The organism is Streptomyces sp. NPDC086519 (assembly GCF_040686075.1).
In the GTDB taxonomy this organism is placed as follows: Bacteria; Actinomycetota; Actinomycetes; order Streptomycetales; family Streptomycetaceae; genus Streptomyces; species Streptomyces shenzhenensis.
On sequence record NZ_JBFBJL010000074.1, the window covers coordinates 14,073 to 32,944 of the forward strand.

The window sequence follows — 18,872 nt, forward strand, 5'->3', positions numbered from 1 at the left end:
CATGCCGACGGAGACGGAAACGGGCCGCGGGCCGGCCGTGTTCGACATCGTCGACGAGTCCGACCTGATCCGCGTCCGCAAGGTGCTGCGCACCGAGGCGGAGGCGGCGGGGCTCAACCTCGTCGACACGACCAAGCTGATCACCGCGGGCAGCGAACTGGCCCGCAACATCCTCAACTACGCCACCGGCCGCCGCGGGCGGGTCCGCGTCGAGCAGGTGTACCGCCAGGGCAAGCTCGGGGTACGGGCCACGTTCGCCGACGACGGCCCGGGGATCGACGACATCGAGCTGGCCATGACCGACGGCTTCAGCACCCGCGGCAGCATGGGGCTGGGGCTGCCGGGCGCGCGCCGGCTCGTGGACGAGCTGACCCTGACGTCCGCGACCGGATCGGGCACGACCGTGGTGATCGTGAAATGGCAGCGGTGAGCGAGGCCGCGCACCGGCTCTGCGCCGTCGGGCCCGAGGAGGACGTGGGCGCGCTGCGCCGCACGGTGGCCCGGCTGGCGGTCGGCCAGACCGGGCTGCGTCCGGGCACGGCCGAGCTGGTGGCCACCGAACTGGGCACCAACCTGGTCCGGCACGCCCACCCCGGCGGTTATGTGCTCGTCCGCAAGGCCGGGGACGGGATCGAGCTGATCTCCGTCGACCGCGGTCCCGGGATGCCGGTTGGAGCCCTCGCTCCCGCCGCCGTGGCCGCTCCCCCCGTCCGCGGGCGCGGGCTGAACGCGGGACTGAGCGTCGTACGCCGGCACGCCGCCGAGTTCGACTGCTACTCCTCCAGGCGCGGTACGGTCGTCTACGCCCGGCTCGGCACCGGCCACGCGTACCCGGCCGGCAGCTGGCGGTTCGGCGCCGTGAACGTCCCCCTCGGCGGCGACGGCGAGTCCGGGGACGCCTGGGCCGTCGCGCCGGGCGGCAGGCCGGCCGCCATGGTGGTCGACGGCCTCGGGCACGGTCCGGCCGCCGCCGTCGCGGCCCGCGCCGCGGTCACCGTGTTCGGGCGTGACCCGGCCGCCGCCCCGGACACCCTGGTCAAGCGCGCCCACGAGGCGATGCGGGGCACCCGGGGTGGTGTGCTGGGCACCTGTCTGATCGATCCCGAGCGCGGCGAACTCACCTACTCGGCGGTCGGCAACATCACCGGACGCGTTGTCACCGCGGGCCGCAGCGTCCATCTGCTGGACCGCCCCGGAACCCTCGGCACCCACCTCCCGCCGCCCACCATCCGCTCCCAGCACTGCCCGTGGGAACCCGGCAGCGTCCTCGTCCTGGCCAGCGACGGGATCCGGTCCGGCTGGCACCTCGACGAGCACCCACGTCTGCTGGAACACCACCCGGCCGTGGTGGCCGCGGTCCTGCACCGCGACCACGGCCGGCCCACTGACGACGCCACCGTGCTCGTGGTCCGCACCGGCGGCGGCACGGCATGATGGAACAGCCTCAACCCACCTCAGGCGAAGGACGGTCAGCCATGGGAGATCCCGGCGACCTCCGCCAGCTCGACGGCCCCCACGACACCCCCCCGCAGACCGCTTCGGCAGGTCAGGCTGACCTGATCGACGAGCTGCGCCAGGAGCTGGAGGACACCAACCGGGGCCTGATCGCCCTGCACACCGAGCTGGAGGACGCCCGGCTGGCCGAGGCCCGGCTGGCGGCCATCGTCGCCTCCTCCGACGACGCCATGCTCTCCCTGGACCCCGATCTGCGCGTGCGGACGTGGAATCCGGGCGCCCGCCGCCTGCTGGGCCACACCGAGGAACAGATCGCCGGGCAGGCGGTAGGCACCCTCATGTCGGCCGCGGCACGCGCCGAGTTCGACACGGCGGTGGAGCAGATCCGCTCCGGTGGGCGTGCCGAGTCCCACCAGTGCCGCTGGCGCCGCGCGGACGGCACGGAAGTCGACGTCGCCGTCACCGTGTCGGCGCAGCGGGATGCCGACGGGGCGCTGGTCGGATACTGCGCCACGGCCCGGGACATCACCCACCAGCTCGCCGCCCAGGCCGAGTTGGCCTCGGCCCGGGCCGACCGGGAGGTGATGGCCGAACGCGACCGTATCGCCCGTGATCTGCACGACATGGTCATCCAGCGGGTCTTCGGCGCCGGGCTCGCCCTACAGAGCACCGCCGCCCGGCTACAGGGACCCGATGCCGACCGGCTGCACACCGTCATCGACGAACTCGACGCCACCATTCGCGAGTTGCGCACCACCATCTTCGATCTCCACCAGCCCGCGCAGAAGGCGGCCAGCCTGCGCGCCCAGGTCCTCGACGAGGCCGCGGCCGCCCAGCCCCGGCTCGGCTTCGCCCCGGCCGTCGCGTTCGAGGGCCCGGTGGACGCGTCCCTCCCGGACGCGACCGCCGCCCATCTGCTGGCCGTGCTGCGCGAGGGCCTGTCCAACGCGGCCCGGCACGCCCAGGCCTCCGCCGTCACCGTCTTCGTCCGTGCCGACGCCGATCTGCTGCTGGAGGTCACCGACGACGGCCGCGGGATCGACCCGGCCGTCACCCGCAGCAGCGGGCTCACGAACCTGCGCCGCCGCGCCGAGAAGCTCGGCGGTACGTTCGCCGTCGGCAGCGCCCCGGCAGGCGGCACCCGCCTGCGCTGGCGCATCCCCCTGGCCGGCGCCGACCCGGCGGCCACGACCTGACGCGACGCGGCCGCACCGCGGGGGCGGCCCCGGGGCCGCCGGTACCGGGCAGGGCGCACCGGCCCCTCGGATGGGTCGTTCGGCCCCTGTGAGACCCTCGCGGCGCGCCGCAGTGTGGGGACCATGAGGGAACGCACGCGCGTCACCGTGGTCGGCGTCGGGAACGAGTTCCGGCACGACGACGGCGTGGGCTGGGCCGTGGTCGCCGGGCTGCGGGAGCGGGCCGGCGAGCGGTCGCTGCCGTCCGGCACCCGGCTCGCCACGAGCGACGGCGATCCCGGGCGGCTGATCGCGCTCTGGGAGGACGCCGGTCTCGCCGTGGTCGTGGACGCCGCCCACGCGCACCCGGGCTCACCCGGGCGGGTGCACCGGCTCGAACTCGATTCCGGGCACGTGGCGCCGCCGTCGGCCACCAGCACCCACGGTCTGGGGCTGGGCGAGGCGGTCGAACTCGCGCGCGTCCTGGGCCTGCTGCCGGAGCGTCTGGTCGTGTACGCCGTGGAGGGCGCCGACGGTTCGTTCGGCACCGGCCTGTCGCCCGCCGTCGCGGCGGCGGTGCCCGGCCTCGTCGAAGCGGTCGAGGGCGAGATCGCCCGTCACCTGGGCCAGGTGTCCGGGGGGCGGTCATGACCGTGCGGCACTTCCGGGTCGAGGGGATCGTCCAGGGCGTGGGCTTCCGGCCCTTCGTCTACCGCACCGCGGCCGAACTGGGGCTGGACGGCTGGGTGGCGAACGTCAACGGGCACGTCGAGGGCGAGGTCGCCGGTCCGCCGGGCGCCGTCGACGTCTTCGCCGCCCGCCTGCGCCACGACGCGCCGGCGCTCGCGCTGGTCCGCGCAGTGCGGCTGACGGAGAGCACCCGTCACGCGCCGTACACCCCGGGCTTCCGGGTCCGGCACAGCCCGCCGGCCGCCCACGACACGGCCCCGCGGGAGATTCCGCCCGACGCGGCGATCTGCGCCGCCTGTCTGCGCGACCTCCGTGACCCCGCCGACCGCCGCTACCGGTATCCGTTCGTCAACTGCACCGACTGCGGTCCCCGGGCCACGATCATCGAGGACCTGCCCTACGACCGGATCCGTACCACCATGCGCCGCTTCCCGATGTGCGGGAGGTGCGCGGTGGAGTACGCCGACCCGGGCGACCGGCGCTTCCACGCCGAGCCCGTGGCCTGCCCCGTCTGCGGCCCCTGCCTGGCCTGGGAGGACCTGCGCGGTGAGGAGGCGCTGCGCGCGGCGGTCAAGACCGTCGCCGACGGCGGGATCGTCGCGCTCAAGGGACTCGGCGGCTACCAGCTGGTGTGCGACGCGCGCGATCCACGCGCCGTGGCCGAGCTGCGGCGCCGCAAGCGCCGTCCGGCGAAGCCCTTCGCCGTGATGGTGAAGGACGTGCGGGAGGCGGCCCGGCTGGCGCGGATCGGTGCCACGGCCCGGAAGGCCCTCACCTCTCCGGAACGCCCCGTCGTCCTGCTCGCCCGCCTCCCCTGGCACGGCACCCCGCCCCTGGCCGACGGCGTGCATCCGGGCCTGCCCCGGGCCGGTCTGTTCCTGCCCACCACCGGCCTGCACCACCTCCTCCTCGACGACCTGGACCGCCCGCTCGTGGTCACCAGCGGCAACCTCGGCGACGAGCCCATCGCCGTCGACGACGACGCCGCCCGCCGGGACCTGGCCGGTGTCGCCGACGGCTTCCTGACCCACGACCGGCCGATCCGGGCCCGCTACGACGACTCCGTGGTGCAGTTCGCGGGCCGGACCCGGATCACCGTCCGCCGCGCCCGCGGCCTGGCCCCGGCCCCGCTGCCGCTCGCCGTACGGGAACCGGTGGCCGGGGCGGGCGCACACCTGAAGCACACGTTCACGCTGGCCGCCGACGGCCGGGCCCACCTCGGCCCGCACACCGGCGACCTCTCCGGCCTGGCGGTCTTCGAGGCGTTCCGGGCGTCGTACGACCATCTCAGGCACCTCACCGGCATCAGGCCACAGGTCCTCGCGCACGACCTCCATCCCGGCTACCTGTCCACGCAGTGGGCGGCGCGGCAGCCGCTGCCCCGGATCGCGGTGCAGCACCACCACGCGCACGTGGCCGCCTGCGCGGCCGAGCACGGGGTGCGCGGGCCGTTCACCGGGGTGGCCTACGACGGGCTGGGCCTCGGCGACGACGGCACCCTGTGGGGCGGCGAGATCCTCGTCGCCACACTGAGCGGCTACCGCCGCGTGGGCAGGTTCGCGACCGCGCCGCTGCCCGGCGGCGACGCGGCGGTGCGCCATCCGTCCCGTACGGCCCTCGGGCACCTGTTCGGCGCCGAGACGCCGTGCTGCCCGCGCCCGGACCCCCGGCTCGTCCGCGGCTTCACCGACCGCCTCGACGCGGCCGAGGTCGCCGCCGTGCGCGCCATGGTCGCGCGGAACGTCAACTGCCCGCGGGCCTCCAGCGCGGGGCGGCTCTTCGACACCGTGGCCGCGCTACTCGGCCTCGCCGACCGGGTCTCCTACGAGGGCGAGGCGGCCGTACTCCTCGAAGCCGTGGCGGGCGAGGAACACGCGGTGCCGCTCGCCCACCGCCTGGTCCGCGCGGGCGGGTTGTGGGTGTACGACAGCACGGCCACCCTCACCGACCTGCTGGAGCGGCGGCTGAGCGGGGAGCCGGTGCCCCGGCTGGCCGCCGCCTTCCACCTGACCCTCGCGATCGTCACCGCCGGACTCGTCGCCCGGGCCGTGGCCGACGGCGCGCCCCGCACGGTGTGCCTGGGCGGCGGCTGCTTCGTCAACCGCCGGCTGCTGACCGAGGTGAGACGCCGGCTGCACGCGCAGGGGCTTCGGGTGCTGGTCGGCGAGCAGGTACCGGTCGGGGACGGCGGCATCAGCTACGGCCAGGCGGCGGTCGCGGCCGCGCGGCTGGCCGGGGAGAGGTGAGTCCGCATGTGCCTGGGCATCCCGGGACGCGTCCTGGAGATCCACGACGACGCCGGTCTGCGCATGGCCACCGTCGACTTCGGCGGCGTCCGGCGCGAGGTCTGTCTCAGCTGCACGCCCGACGCGGACGTCGGCTCGTACGTGATCGTGCACGTCGGCTTCGCGATCACCCGGGTGGACGAGGCCGAGGCACGCCGAACGCTGGACGTGCTGCGTGCCATGGCCGGGGCGGTGGAAGGAGAGCTGGGTGAGCCGCTCCCCTGACGGTCCTGACCGGCCTCTGCCGAGGGCCGGTCGGCCCCTGCCGCGGCCGCCGTGGGAGCCGGAAGCTGACGGTGGACGACTCCGGCACCGCCGCCGACGAGGAGGACCGACATGACCGTCTCCGCGCCCTGCGCCGTCATCGACAAGGAGGGGCTGGACGCGCTCGTCGCGGCTCTGGTGGCCGAGGGCCGGACGGTCGTCGGGCCCACGGTGCGTGACAACGCGATCGTGCTCGCCGAACTGACGTCCGCGGACCGGCTGCCGTACGGCTGGGGAGTCGAGCTCGACGCGGGCCGCTACCGGCTCGTGCCCCGCGAGGACGGCGCGGCCTTCGCGCACAGCAGCGGACCGCAGTCCTGGAAGTCCTTCCTGCACCCGGCCCGCGAGCGGCTGTGGAGCGCCGACCGGACACCGCAGGGCGGCCTGTCCTTCACGGCCGACGACGCCGAGCCGCCGTCGTACGCCTTCCTCGGCGTGCGCCCCTGTGACCTGCGGGCCATCGCGATCCAGGACCGGGTGCTGACCGGCGGGCGGTTCGAGGACTCCGGATACGGCCGGCGCAGGCGGCGGGCGCTGCTGATCGCCGCCGAGTGCACCGAGCCCGGCGCGACCTGCTTCTGCGTCTCCGCCGGCGGCGGGCCCGCGGCCGGCCCCGGGTACGACCTGGCACTCACCGAGGTCGTGGACGGCTACGGCCACCGCTTCCTGGTGCGCGTCGGCAGCGAGGAGGGCGCCCGGCTGCTGGCCGAGGTGCCGCACCGCTCCGCCGACCAGGTCACCGAGGCCACCGCCTGCGGCGCGGTGGACGCCGCCCGGAGCCGCATGGGCCGCGCCCTGCCAACGGTGGACCTGCGGACGCTGCTGGGCGCGAGCCTGGAGGCCGAGCGCTGGGACGATGTCGCCGCCCGCTGCCTGACCTGCGGCAACTGCACGATGGTGTGCCCGACCTGCTTCTGCACGACGACCGAGGAGGTCACCGACCTCACCGGCGACCACACCGAGCGCTGGCAGCGCTGGGACTCCTGCTTCGACCTGGACTTCTCCTACCTGCACGAGGGTTCGGTCCGCTCCTCGGGGCGGTCCCGCTACCGGCAGTGGCTCACCCACAAACTGGGCACCTGGCACGACCAGTTCGGCAGTTCCGGATGCGTCGGCTGCGGACGGTGCATCGCCTGGTGCCCGGCCGGCATCGACATCACCGAGGAAGTCGCCGCGCTGCACACCGAACTCGGGACGGAGACGGAGCGATGACCCCCTCGATCACCCTGCGCGTGGAGCACGCGCTGCCGGCCGAACATCGCGACCGGCTGCTGCGCCTGGCCCGCGAGGTCGATCTCAAGCCGGGCACCCGGCTCTTCGAGGAGGGCCGCGACGCCGACCGCTTCTGGATCGTCCGCGACGGCACGGTCGCCCTCGACCTGCACGTTCCCGGCCGTCGCACCCCCGTGATCGAGACCCTCGGCACGGGCGACCTGGTCGGCTGGTCCTGGCTGTTCGAGCCGTACGTCTGGCAGCTGGGCGCGCAGGCGGTGACCCGGGTGCGGGCGTACGAGTTCGACGCGGTCGCCGTCCGGCTGATGTGCGACGGCGACGCCGAGTTCGGCCGCGACCTGTGCCGCTGGGTGGGCCGGGTGGTCTCCCACCGGCTGAACGCGGCCCGCGCCCGGCTCGTCGATCTGTACGGTGCCACCCCGGCGGGCGGTACGCCATGACCGCCGTGCCGGTGCCCTACCGCGTGGTCGAGCGCCGCCGGGAGACCGCGGACTCGGTCACCCTGCGCCTGGAGCCGGTCGGCGAGGCGCTCGCCGAGTTCGCTCCGGGGCAGTTCGCGATGGTGCACTGCTTCGGCCGCGGCGAGATCCCCCTCTCGGTGAGCTCCGTCCAGGCCACGGGCGGTCTCGCGCACACGGTCCGCGGCGTGGGCGCCGTCTCCGACGGGCTGTGCGAGACCCGCGCCGGAGACGTCCTCGGACTGCGCGGGCCGTACGGCACCGGCTGGGAGCTGGAGCGGGCCCGCGGCCGGGACGTGCTGGTGGTGGCCGGCGGCATCGGGTTCGCCCCGCTGCGGCCGCTGATCCTGCGCGCGCTGGCCGAACCGGAGGCCTACGGCCGGGTCAGCGTGGTCGTGGGCGCGCGCACCCCCGCCGACCTGCTCGCCCGCCAGGAGCTGGAGCGGTGGCGGACGGCGTACACCGGGGTGACCGTGGACTGGCCGGACACCACGTGGCGCGGGGACGTCGGGGTGGTCACCCAGGTGATCGGCCGGGCGCCCTTCGACCCCGGCAACGGCTGGGCGTTCGTGTGCGGACCCGAGCCGATGATCCGGGCCACCGCCCGCGATCTCGCCCAGCTCGGAGTCCCCCCGGAGCGCGTCCGGGTCTCGCTGGAACGCAACATGCGCTGCGCCACCGGGCACTGCGGGCACTGCCAGCTCGGTCCGGTGCTGGTGTGCCGCGACGGGCCGGTCGTCGGCTGGGACATGGCCGAACCCCTGCTGTCGGTGAGGGAGTTGTGACATGAGCGAGCAGCCCGAGCGGCCCACGCCCACGCTCGCCGTCTTCAAGCTGGCCTCCTGCGACGGCTGTCAGCTCACCCTGCTGGACTGCGAGGACGAACTCCTCGCGCTGGCGGGCGCGGTGGAGATCTCGCACTTCCTGGAGGCGTCCAGCGAGATCCGGCCCGGCCCCTACGACCTGGCGCTCGTCGAGGGCTCGGTCACCACGCCCCAGGACGCCGAACGCGTCCGCGCCATCCGCGCGGCCGCGCGCCGCCTGGTGACCATCGGCGCGTGCGCGACGGCCGGCGGCATCCAGGCCCTCAGGAACTTCGCCGACGTCAACGAATACCGGCGGGTGGTCTACGCGCACCCCGAGTACATCTCGACGCTCGCCACCTCCACCCCCGTGTCGGACCACGTGGACGTCGACTTCGAGCTGCGCGGCTGCCCGATCGACCGGCGGCAGCTGCTGGAGGTGATCACGGCGTTCCTCGCGGGCCGCAGGCCGGACGTCCCGAACCACAGTGTGTGCTTCGAGTGCAAGCGGCGCGGCACGGTCTGCGTGACCGTCGCGGAGGGCACGCCCTGCCTCGGGCCGGTCACGCACGCCGGCTGCGGGGCGCTGTGCCCGGCCTACCGGCGCGGCTGCTTCGGCTGTTTCGGCCCGTCCGGGTCGGTGAACCTGCCCGCGCTGATCCCGCTGCTGCGCCGCGACGGCCTCGACGAGGACGCCGTGGGGCGCTTCCTGCACACCTTCAACGCGGCGGCCTTCGACGCCTTCGCCGCCTTCGACAAGGAGCAGAACCCGTGACGCACCGAGGATCCCGTGTCCTGCACGTCGGCTCGCTGTCCCGGGTCGAGGGCGAGGGCGCCCTCAGCCTGCGCGTCCACGACGGCACGGTCACCGAGGCCCGGCTGGAGATCTACGAACCGCCCCGGTTCTTCGAGGCGTTCCTGCGCGGCCGTTCCTACACCGAGCCGCCGGACATCACGGCCCGGGTGTGCGGAATCTGCCCGGTGGCATACCAGATGAGCGCGTGCGCGGCGATCGAGGACGCCTGCGGGGTCACCGTCGACCCGGCGATCCGGGAGCTGCGCCGGCTGCTGTACTGCGGCGAGTGGATCGAGAGCCAGGCGCTGCACATCTACCTGCTGCACGCCCCGGACTTCCTGGGCCGGGCGAGCGCGATCGAACTGGCCCGCACGGACCGGGCGGCGGTGGAGCGGGGGCTCCGGCTGAAGAAGGCCGGCAACTCGCTGATGGAGCTGCTCGGAGGGCGCGCGATCCATCCGGTGAACGTCCGGCTCGGCGGTTTCCACCGGGTGCCGGAGCGCGACGAACTCCGGCCGGTCGAGGCGGAGTTGAGGCGTGCTCTCGACGACGCGTGGGACACCGTGCGCTGGGTGGCCGGCTTCGACTTCCCGGACGCCCGCACCGACGCCGACCTGCTGGCGCTGGCCGCCGCGGACACGTACGCCGTCGAGAGCGGCACCCCTACGGTACTGCGCGCCGACGGCACCACGAGTTCCTTCCCGGTCGGGGACTTCTCCGCACATGTCCGCGAGACCCACGAACCGCACTCGACCGCGCTGTACTCACGGCTCGACGGGCGCCTCCATCTGACCGGCGCCCTGGCCCGGTTCGCGATCGGCGGGCGGCGGCTGTCGCCGGTGGCCCGGCAGGCCGCGGTCGAGGCGGGACTCGGGGATCCGCACGAGGGTGCCGTGTGCCGCAATCCGTACCGGTCCATCCTGGTGCGGGCGGTGGAGGTGGTGTACGCGGTCGGCGAGGCGCTGCGGATCATCGCCGCCTACGAGCCGCCCGCGCACCCGTACACCGAGGTGCCGCCGGTCGCCGGCGTCGGCCACGGCGCCACCGAGGCGCCGCGCGGTCTGCTGTACCACCGCTACGCGCTGGACGCCGAGGGCATCGTCACGGACGCCCGCCTGGTGCCGCCCACCGCGCAGAACCAGGCCGCGATCGAGGACGACCTGCGCCGGCTGGCCCAGCGGGCGATCAGCGAACGCGACCCGGGCGACGACGAGTTGACGGCGCTGTGCGAGCGGGCGATCCGCAACCACGACCCGTGCATCTCGTGCTCCACCCACTTCCTCGACCTGACGGTCGTCCGCACCTCCTCGCCCGCGCCGGGAGGCCCCGATGCCTGAACACCGGCCCCGGGCCGTCCCCGCGTCGCCGGACGTGAGACACCGATGAAGTACCTCGACGAGTACCGCGATCCCGTTCTCGCCCGGCGGCTGCTGGACGAACTGCGGGACACCGCCACCCGCCCCTGGCGGATCATGGAGGTGTGCGGCGGCCAGACCCACACCCTCGTGCGCCAGGGCATCGACGAACTGCTGCCCGCCGGGATGCGGATGATCCACGGACCGGGCTGCCCGGTCTGTGTGACCCCGCTGGAGACCCTGGACCGGGCCATGGCGATCGCCGCGCGGCCCGGCGTGATCCTTACCAGCTTCGGCGACATGCTGCGGGTGCCGGGCACCGGCACCGACCTGCTGTCGCTGCGGGCGCGGGGCGCGGATGTGCGGGTGGTGTACGCCCCGATGGACGCCGTACGCCTGGCGGCCGCGCACCCGGACCGCCAAGTGGTGTTCCTGGCCGTGGGCTTCGAGACGACCGCCCCGGCCAACGCCACGGCCGTGCTGCACGCGGCCCGGCTCGGCCTGGCGAACTTCTCGATGCTGGTCAGCCATGTCCTGGTGCCGCCGGCGATGACCGCGCTGCTCGACGACCCCGACTGCGAGGTGCAGGCCTTCCTGGCGGCCGGGCATGTGTGCGCGGTGATGGGCTGGCGCGAGTACGAGCCGATCGCCGCCCGCTACCGGGTGCCGATCGTGGTCACCGGCTTCGAGCCGCTGGACCTGCTGGAAGGCGTGCTGATGGCCGTACGGCAGCTGGAGTCCGGCCGGTACGAGGTGGCGAACCAGTACGCGAGGGCGGTGCGGCGCGACGGGAACACCGCCGCCCAGGACGCCGTCCGCACGGTCTTCCGGATCACCGACCGGGCCTGGCGCGGGATCGGCACCCTGCCCGGCAGCGGGCTCGAACTCGCCGAGCAGTACGCGGGGTTCGACGCGGCCCGCCGCTTCGACGTCGGCGGCCTCAGTCCGGTCGAGGACCCGGAGTGCGTCGCGGGCGCGATCCTCACCGGTGCGTCAGTGCCCACGGACTGCGCCGCGTACGGCACCCGCTGCACCCCCCGTCATCCCCTCGGCGCCCCCATGGTGTCGTCCGAGGGCACGTGTGCCGCCTTCCACGCGGCCGGACGCGTCAGGAGTGACTCATGACCACCGAGTGCCCCACCCCCCGGCACGAGGACGAGGTGGTGCTGCTCGGCCACGGCGCGGGCGGCCGGCTGACCTCGGAGCTGCTCGACCGGCTGATCCTGCCCGCCGTGGACACGGAACAGGGCCCCCTGGAGGACGCCGCGCTGCTGCCCGGCTACCGGGAGCTGGTGATCAGCACGGACAGCTTCGTGGTCAGCCCGCTCTTCTTCCCCGGCGGGGACATCGGTTCCCTGGCCGTGCACGGCACGGTCAACGACCTCGCCATGCGGGGCGCGCGACCGCTCGCCCTGACGCTCTCCCTCATCGTCGAGGAGGGGCTTGCGCTGGCCGAACTCGGCGCCGTCATGGACTCCCTGGGGAAAGCGGCCCGGGACGCCGGGGTGCCCGTGGTCACCGGGGACACCAAGGTCGTGGGCCGCGGCGCCGCCGACAAGCTGTTCGTCAACACCACCGGTGTCGGGCAGCGGCACGGCGGGCTGCACCCGTCCGCGGCGCTGGCCCGTCCCGGTGACGCGGTGCTGCTGTCCGGCCCGATCGGGCTGCACGGCACGACCGTGCTCAGCACCCGCGAGGGCCTCGGCTTCGAGAGCGACATCGCCTCCGACTCCCGGCCGCTGCACCGGCTGGTGGCCGCGCTGGCACCGCTGGGCCCCGCCGTCCACGCGCTGCGCGACCCGACCCGGGGCGGGCTGGCGGCCGCCCTCAACGAGATCGCCCGTGACTCCCGGGTCGCCGTCGAGATCGAGGAGGCCGCCGTGCCCGTGCCGGAGGCCGTCGCGGGAGCCTGTGACCTGCTCGGTCTGGACCCCCTGGTGGTGGCCAACGAGGGCTGCATGGTCGCGTTCGTGGCCGCCGACGCCGCCGACGCGGCGCTGGCGGCACTGCGTTGCCTGCCGGAGGGCGCACAGGCGGTACGGATCGGGGAGGTGCTGCCCCAGGGGCCCGGCGGACGGGTGACGCTGCGGACACTGGTGGGCGCCCGGCGCATCGTGGACATGCCGCTCGGGGAGCAACTGCCCCGCATCTGCTGACGCCAGCCGTCCAGCGGCGGGCCGCCCGTCGCCCCGGTCCTGGTCAAAGCCCCGGTGCCGGCGCGCTCTCGTGCACGAGCAGACCGTCGAGCGGCCGCCGGGGCAGCCGCGGAGTGGGTGCCCCGTGACCGAGCCGCAGCACCATCTGCGGGAACCGACGCGGAGTGAACCACGTCCGCAACTCGCCGCGCAGGGCAGGCAGTTCCAGGGGCTGGGTGTGGAAGGCGGCCCTGACGTCGCGGGCGGCGGCGTACAGCAGGACGCGCTGGAGCGCCTGACCGGCCCGCAGCCAGTCCGCGCGGCCGTCGCGCGGAGTGGAGAGCACGAGGACGGACCCCGTCCCCACCCCGCGGCTGCGGACCGGCACGGTGTACCGGTGGGCCAGGCCGAGGTAGTCGCGGCCGGCCAGCAGTGTCAGGTCGGGGTGGCCGAGGCAGGTCTCGGCAGGCAGCCCCCACGGCCCGACGCAGCGCGCGAGTTCGGCGGCGTGCCCGGGATCCGTACGGTGCCGGTCCTCGGCGCTGCGCACGAGATCGGCCAGCAGTTCCAGCCGGTCCGTGCTGTCGACCGGCTGGAGTTCGGCGCCCTCGGCCCGGGCCTGAGCACACAGGTCGTCGAGCAGGGTCTCGGACAGCGCCCCCGACGCGAACCGACCGCGGTGGGTGCGCCGCTGCCCGATCGCCCGAACCAGCCGCGCCTCACCGCGGGTGACCGGAGCGTGCGCGCCGAAGCCCACGCGGGCGAGGAAATCCGGCCGTCCGGACACCGGCAGCACGTCCACCACGGGCCGGAAACCGAGTTGCCGTACGGCGAGCCGCACGTTGAACAGCGCGGCTCCCACGGCGATGGTGGCCTGCCGGCCGTCCGGGTCGGTCAGCGGCAGCCGCCTTCCGGTGTCGGCGTGCACCTCGAAGCCCCGGTCGTGCCCGACCTCCGCGAAGAGCCACGGCTGGACGTTGTGCGGCGAGGGCGCGAGGGAGGCGGCCCGCGCCAGATGGAGAGCCGCGTGGCCGGGGTTCCGGCACGGGATCCGGTACGCCGTGGTCATGGTCGGCACCGCCTTTCGGAAATGTTCCGCCGCCGGCATCCCCGGCCCGGTTCCCACGCCGCACGGGCCGTCCGGCCCCGCGTCCGGTCCGCGTGTCGCGGCCCCGTGGCCGTAGCGGTCATGACGGGGTCGTACCGCGGAGCCGATGCCGTGCGGCCGTCACAGCCGGCGCAGCCAGCCATCGGTCACGCCGTGGAAAGCCTGCTCGTCGGGCTGCACCCGGGAGTCGTCCAGCCGGTAGCCGAGCTTGTCGACGACCGCGACGACACCGTCGACCCGGCCGGTCATGGAGACGGCGATCTCCGCGTCGCTCCTGCGTTCCAGCTGCCCGGAGAGCGTCACCACGCCCTCGGTCACGGAGACGTGGACACTGCCCCTGGGCACCCACAGCCCGCGCACCAGCACCTCCTCGACGACCTCCTCGCGGATCTCCGTGTCCGGACGCAGGAAGACCTTCAGCAGGTCCCCGCGGGTGACGATGCCCACGAGCCGGTCCTCCTCGTCGACGACCGGCAGCCGCTGCACATGATGCTCCGCCATGATCCGGGCCGCCGCCACGACGGTCTCCTCGGCGTGGACCGTGACCGGCGGCGTGCTCATCAGCCGGTTCGCGGCAAGGGCCCGGGCCTTGGCGGCCCGCCGGCGCCCTCCGGGCGTCAGGCCCGCGAGCCGGTGGCGCCTCGCGGGCAGCCAGGGGTCCGGAGTCTCGGCCTGACGGAACATCAGATCCGTTTCGGACACGACCCCGACGACCCTGTCGGCCGCGTCGACGACGGGCACTCCGCTGATGCGGCGCTCGCCGAGCAGGCGGGCCACCTCCTTGAACGGGGTGCCGCGCTCGGCACGGACGACCTCCGTGGTCATCACGGAGCCGACCTTCCGGTGCTTCATGATCGCGCCTCCTCCGACTCGACTCCTCCTGAATTCATCGCACTTCGAGCGTCCCGCGGAAACGGGCCACCCTCCTATGGGCTGTACGGCGGTAACTCGGGCCGGTCGGCCCTGAGTACGGAGCGGGTGGCCCGAGTACGGAGCGGCCGGGCCGGTTCGCACACCGCTGCGCCATCCCCCGTACGGCACGGCTCCGGGGCCCTTCGGCCCCTCCCCGCCCCGCCCCCGGAAGCCCACGCTGGACAGGTCGCCCGACGGCCCGCCGCCGACCCGGCGCCGGACGCAGAGGAGGCCTCATGCCGACCACGGCCCTCGATCTCACGACCTTGGAGCGGCTGCTCTCGGCGGCCGTGGCCGCGCCCTCGGTCCACAACACGCAGCCCTGGCGGTTCCGGCTCACCCCGGACCCGGACACGCTGGAGATCCGTGCGGCCGTAGGCCGCACCCTGCGCCGCGCCGATCCGGCCGGGCGCGCGCTGCACATGTCCGTCGGCTGCGCGCTGCTCAACCTGCGGGTCGCGGTGGCGCACCACGGGTGGGAGCCGGTCACCCGGCTGCTCCCCCGGCCCGACGAGCCGGATCTGCTGGCCACCTTGCGCATCGGCGGGCCGGTACGGTTCCCGGTCGAGCCACGGCTCTACGACGCCGTGTGGCGCCGCCACAGCAGCCGCTGGCCGTTCTCCGGCCGGCCGTTGCCCGCCGCGCTGTTCGCCGAACTGGCCGAGACCGCACACGCGGAAGGCGCCCTGCTGAGCCTTTCGGAGCCCGCCGAATGCGACCGTCTGCTCCGTCTGACCTCGGAGGCCGAGCAACGCAACCGGGTGGACTGCGCACGGGCGGCGGAAAGCCGGCGCTGGGTGCACGAGCCGGACGGTTCGGGCCTCGGGGTGCCGCCCGGGGCGATCGGGCCGCAGGACTACCGGGACCGCGTCCCGATGCGGGACTTCGGCGCGCACCGCCGTGCCGCGGTGCTGCCCGCCCGCTCCTTCGAGGCGCGTCCGGTCCTCGCCGTGCTCTCCACCGCGCACGACCGGCGCGCCGACTGGCTGCGGGCGGGCCAGGCCCTGGAACGTGTCCTGCTGCTGGCCACCGCGCACGGCGTCCGCGCCTCGCTGCTGCACCAGGCGCTGGAGTGGCCCGACCTGCGCGCCCAGCTCATCCGGGTCCCGGACGACGGACGGGTGCACGCCCAGATGCTGATCCGGCTGGGCTACGGCCCCGAGGGAACCGCGTCACCACGGCGCAGGGCGGGTCGGACCCTGGAGGACCGCGTCCCCGGGGGCTGAGACCCGGACCACCGTGCCGCGCGCCGCCGGCCTGGCGGCCTCGAACGGTGAGTGCCCCGCGAAAGGCGCGGCCGTGTGCCGGTCCCCCGCGCAGGCCGTCGCGGCCCGCCCTTCCCCTTGTCCGCTTGTCCGCGTCCGCTTGTCCGCTTGTCCGCTTCCCGTTGTCCGCGGATCCGGTCCGCTGCGCCGGGACCGACGACGGCGTGCGGCCGGGCGGTCACCCCCCGCACGGTCCGGGTGCCGGCGGCCGTCTGACCGGCCCCGCGCGCACAGGGCCGTACGGTCCCGGCAGCGCACCGACCGGCCCTCCCGCGAAGGCTGTGCGGGCACGGAGGCTGGGAACGCAGACCACTACGCGGCGCGCCTGTCCCGGCCGTCGCTCCGACCCGGGAGGTGTGCGTCATGACCGGTTCCGCGTTCGCCGAGTCCGGCGGCTGCCACGGATCGCGGCCCGTCCGCTCGCCGGAACCGAAAGCGGCGGCCGCCGCCCCCTCGTACCGAACCGCCCCCGGCCCGTGCCGCGCGTCCGGTCACCGTCGTCCCACACGGCTGAAGGCGTGTGGTCACCCCAGCGAGGCCCGCCCATGAACCACGCACCACGCAACAGGCCGTTCCGGATCCCGGGAGCCGAACCGGCTCTCCTGGCGGTCACGACCGTCGCACTCGCCGCCGGCGCCATCGCCTGGCTGATGGACGCCCGCGGCCTCGCCGACCTCTGCTGGGCCCTCGGCACGGTCGCCGCCGTCGTCCCCGCCGTCGCCTGGGTCGTGCAGGCCCTGCGCCGGGGACAGGCGGGTGTGGACCTGATCGCGGTGGTGGCGCTGGGCGGCACCCTGGTCGTCGGCGAGTACCTGGCCGGGGCGCTGATCGCACTCATGCTCGCCACCGGCCGCACCCTGGAGTCGGTAGCGCAGCGGCGCGCCTCCCGGGACCTGCGTGCCCTGCTGGAACACGCGCCCCGGACCGCACGGCGGCGCACCGGCACCGAGGTGCGCACCGTGCCGTCGGCCGACGTCGTGCCCGGCGACCTGCTCGTGGTCGGCCCGGGCGAGGTCGTCCCCGTCGACGGCCATATCGCCGGTGACACGGCGGTGCTGGACGAATCGGTGCTCACCGGGGAGCCGATGACCGTGCGGCGCCCGGCCGGCGAGTCGGTGCGCAGCGGTGTCGTGAACGCCGGCGGTGCGTTCGAGATGCGCGCCACGGCGACCGAGCAGGACAGCACGTACGCCGGCATCGTACGGCTGGCCCGGCAGGCCGGTGCCGAGTCCGCGCCCGTCGTCCGGCTGGCCGACCGGTACGCGGCCTGGTTCCTGCCGCTGTCCCTGGTGGCCGCGGGGCTGGCCTGGCTGGTGTCCGGTTCCGCCGTGCGCGCGGTGGCCGTCCTGGTGGTCGCCACGCCGTGCCCGCTGCTGCTGGCGGCTCCGGTGGCCATCGTCTGCGGAATGTCGCGGACCTCGCGGCTCGGTGTGCTGGTCCGGGACGGCGGATCGCTGGAGGCCCTGGGCCGGGCCCGGACCCTGCTCCTGGACAAGACCGGCACGCTCACCGAGGGACATCCCCGGGTTCTCGACGTGATCGCCGCGCCGGGCTGGCAGTCCAGCCAGGTGCTGCGGCTGGCCGCCTCGATCGACCAGTACTCACCGCACGTGCTGGCACAGGCGGTGGTGGACTCGGCGCGGGAGCGGGGCCTGCGGCTGTCCGCGCCGTCGGACGTGTCGGAGGAGCCCGGCCGGGGCGCGACCGGCACGCTCGCGGGCCGACGGATGGCGGTGGGCCGTCTCGGCTCCGCCGCCGAGAAGCCGGAGTGGGTCCGCGCGGTGGACAACCGGGCCCTGCTCGACGGGGCGGCCGTCGCCTGGCTGAGCGTCGACGACCGGCCCGTCGGTGCCGTCCTGCTGCACGACCCGCTGCGCCCCGACGCGCCGCGCACCCTGCGCCGACTGCGCGCGGCGGGCGTCGAACGGCTCGTGATGCTCACCGGCGACCGGGCCGAGCCCGCCCTGGAAGTCGGCGCCGTGCTCGGCCTCGACGAGGTGCGGGCCGGGCTCGCCCCGGCCGACAAGGTCGCCGCGGTCCGCGCGGAACGTGCCCGCGCGGTCACGGTGATGGTGGGCGACGGCGTGAACGACGCCCCCGCCCTCGCGGCGGCCGACATCGGGGTGGCGATGGGGGCGCGCGGCGCCACGGCGTCCTCGGAGGCCGCCGACGTCGTGCTGACCACCGACCGGGTGGACCGCCTGGCCGACGCGGTCGCCGTCGCCGTACGGTCCCGGCGCATCGCCGTGCAGAGCGCGCTCGGCGGGATGGCGCTCTCGCTGGCCGCGATGGCCGCGGCCGCCGTCGGTCTGCTTCCGCCCGCCCTCGGCGCCCTCCTCCAGGAAGGGATCGACGTCGTGGTGATCCTCAACGCCCTGCGGGCGCTGGGCGACGACCGGGCGGCGCGACCGGCTCTGCGGCCCGCCACGGAGGCGCTCATCCACCGCTTCGCGGCCGAGCACGACGACCTGCGGGACGTGCTGGAGGCCGTGCGTTCCGCCGCCGACCGTCTCTCCTCCGACGCCGGACCTGACTCCCTCGCGGCGGTGGCGGAGGTCCACCGGCTGCTCACCGAGCGGCTGCTGCCGCACGAGCACGCGGAGGAGCACGAGCTCTACCCGGCGCTCGCCCCCGCCCTCGGCGGCCCGGAGGCCACCGCCACGATGAGCCGCGCCCATGTCGAGATCGAACGACTCTCCCGCCGCATCGCCACCCACCTCACGCTCGCCGGTACGGCGGGCCCGCTGGCCCCGGAGCAACTCGACGACCTGCGGGCCTGCCTGTACGGGCTGCACACCGTGCTGCGGCTGCACTTCACCCAGGAAGAGGAGAACTATTTCTCGCTGGCGCCGTGAGGCGAGGGCGTGAGGCGAGGGCGTGAGGCGACGGCGGGACCTCCCGGCCGGACCTCCCGGCGGTGCGCCCCGGAGGTCCCGCC

General features: G+C 75.0%; 17 protein-coding genes. 15 read left to right on the plus strand and 2 right to left on the minus strand.

The genetic code is table 11. From position 1 onward, the window contains the following. Position 1: 1 nt before the first annotated feature. The 13 genes from AB0P24_RS40890 (at position 2) to hypE (ending at position 12,670) form a co-directional block, all read left to right on the plus strand. Complete coding sequence (locus tag AB0P24_RS40890; RefSeq protein WP_365803282.1) at positions 2-430, plus strand: ATP-binding protein; 429 nt, start codon at positions 2-4, stop codon at positions 428-430. Continuing rightward, complete coding sequence (locus AB0P24_RS40895; protein ID WP_365803284.1) at positions 418-1,434, plus strand: SpoIIE family protein phosphatase; 1,017 nt, start codon at positions 418-420, stop codon at positions 1,432-1,434. The genes AB0P24_RS40890 and AB0P24_RS40895 overlap by 13 nt, the downstream gene beginning before the upstream one ends. A gap of 41 nt (positions 1,435-1,475) precedes the next feature. Further along, a complete protein-coding gene (locus tag AB0P24_RS40900) occupies positions 1,476-2,651 on the plus strand; it encodes a PAS domain S-box protein (RefSeq protein WP_365803286.1) in 1,176 nt (391 codons plus the stop codon). Positions 2,652-2,774: 123 nt separating this feature from the next. Beyond that, positions 2,775-3,281 carry a hydrogenase maturation protease gene (locus AB0P24_RS40905; RefSeq protein ID WP_365803289.1) on the plus strand — a complete coding sequence of 169 codons (507 nt, stop codon included), beginning with the start codon at positions 2,775-2,777 and terminating at the stop codon, positions 3,279-3,281. Then, on the plus strand, positions 3,278-5,566 hold the full coding sequence (gene hypF / locus AB0P24_RS40910) for a carbamoyltransferase HypF (protein ID WP_365803291.1): 2,289 nt from the start codon (positions 3,278-3,280) through the stop codon (positions 5,564-5,566). The genes AB0P24_RS40905 and hypF overlap by 4 nt, the downstream gene beginning before the upstream one ends. Positions 5,567-5,572: 6 nt before the next feature. Next, the gene (locus AB0P24_RS40915) at positions 5,573-5,830 is read left to right on the plus strand and encodes a HypC/HybG/HupF family hydrogenase formation chaperone (protein ID WP_181806650.1); all 258 of its coding nucleotides are present in this window, start codon (positions 5,573-5,575) and stop codon (positions 5,828-5,830) included. 111 nt (positions 5,831-5,941) lie between these two features. Beyond that, entirely contained in the window at positions 5,942-7,081 is a 1,140-nt protein-coding gene (locus AB0P24_RS40920; protein ID WP_365803293.1) for a 4Fe-4S dicluster domain-containing protein, read from the plus strand. Continuing rightward, the gene (locus AB0P24_RS40925; protein WP_365803295.1) at positions 7,078-7,542 is read left to right on the plus strand and encodes a cyclic nucleotide-binding domain-containing protein; all 465 of its coding nucleotides are present in this window, start codon (positions 7,078-7,080) and stop codon (positions 7,540-7,542) included. The genes AB0P24_RS40920 and AB0P24_RS40925 overlap by 4 nt, the downstream gene beginning before the upstream one ends. Continuing rightward, on the plus strand, positions 7,539-8,345 hold the full coding sequence (locus tag AB0P24_RS40930; RefSeq protein ID WP_365803297.1) for an FAD/NAD(P)-binding protein: 807 nt from the start codon (positions 7,539-7,541) through the stop codon (positions 8,343-8,345). The genes AB0P24_RS40925 and AB0P24_RS40930 overlap by 4 nt, the downstream gene beginning before the upstream one ends. Position 8,346: 1 nt before the next feature. Continuing rightward, positions 8,347-9,138, plus strand: coding sequence for an oxidoreductase (locus AB0P24_RS40935; RefSeq protein ID WP_365803299.1), 792 nt, complete (start codon positions 8,347-8,349; stop codon positions 9,136-9,138). Beyond that, positions 9,135-10,496, plus strand: coding sequence for a nickel-dependent hydrogenase large subunit (locus AB0P24_RS40940; protein ID WP_365803301.1), 1,362 nt, complete (start codon positions 9,135-9,137; stop codon positions 10,494-10,496). Before AB0P24_RS40935 ends, AB0P24_RS40940 begins: the two co-directional genes overlap by 4 nt. Before the next feature lie 45 nt (positions 10,497-10,541). After that, positions 10,542-11,639 carry a hydrogenase formation protein HypD gene (gene hypD / locus AB0P24_RS40945; protein ID WP_365803303.1) on the plus strand — a complete coding sequence of 366 codons (1,098 nt, stop codon included), beginning with the start codon at positions 10,542-10,544 and terminating at the stop codon, positions 11,637-11,639. Beyond that, on the plus strand, positions 11,636-12,670 hold the full coding sequence (hypE, locus tag AB0P24_RS40950; protein ID WP_365803305.1) for a hydrogenase expression/formation protein HypE: 1,035 nt from the start codon (positions 11,636-11,638) through the stop codon (positions 12,668-12,670). The genes hypD and hypE overlap by 4 nt, the downstream gene beginning before the upstream one ends. A 43-nt stretch (positions 12,671-12,713) precedes the next feature. Here the strand turns inward: hypE and AB0P24_RS40955 are convergent, their stop codons facing one another. Both AB0P24_RS40955 and AB0P24_RS40960 read right to left on the minus strand, forming a co-directional pair. Next, positions 12,714-13,718: a hypothetical protein gene (locus tag AB0P24_RS40955; RefSeq protein ID WP_365803308.1), complete on the minus strand. Its 1,005-nt coding sequence runs from the start codon at positions 13,716-13,718 to the stop codon at positions 12,714-12,716. Positions 13,719-13,877: 159 nt separating this feature from the next. After that, positions 13,878-14,609, minus strand: a complete 732-nt coding sequence (locus AB0P24_RS40960; protein WP_365803310.1) for a CBS domain-containing protein — start codon at positions 14,607-14,609, stop codon at positions 13,878-13,880. A gap of 296 nt (positions 14,610-14,905) precedes the next feature. Between AB0P24_RS40960 and AB0P24_RS40965 the strand changes: the two genes are divergently transcribed. Together AB0P24_RS40965 and AB0P24_RS40970 are read left to right on the plus strand one after the other, a co-directional pair. Continuing rightward, the gene (locus AB0P24_RS40965; protein WP_365803312.1) at positions 14,906-15,895 is read left to right on the plus strand and encodes a nitroreductase family protein; all 990 of its coding nucleotides are present in this window, start codon (positions 14,906-14,908) and stop codon (positions 15,893-15,895) included. Between the two features lie 584 nt (positions 15,896-16,479). After that, positions 16,480-18,789, plus strand: coding sequence for a heavy metal translocating P-type ATPase (locus AB0P24_RS40970; RefSeq protein WP_365803314.1), 2,310 nt, complete (start codon positions 16,480-16,482; stop codon positions 18,787-18,789). The last annotated feature ends 83 nt before the right edge of the window (positions 18,790-18,872 follow it).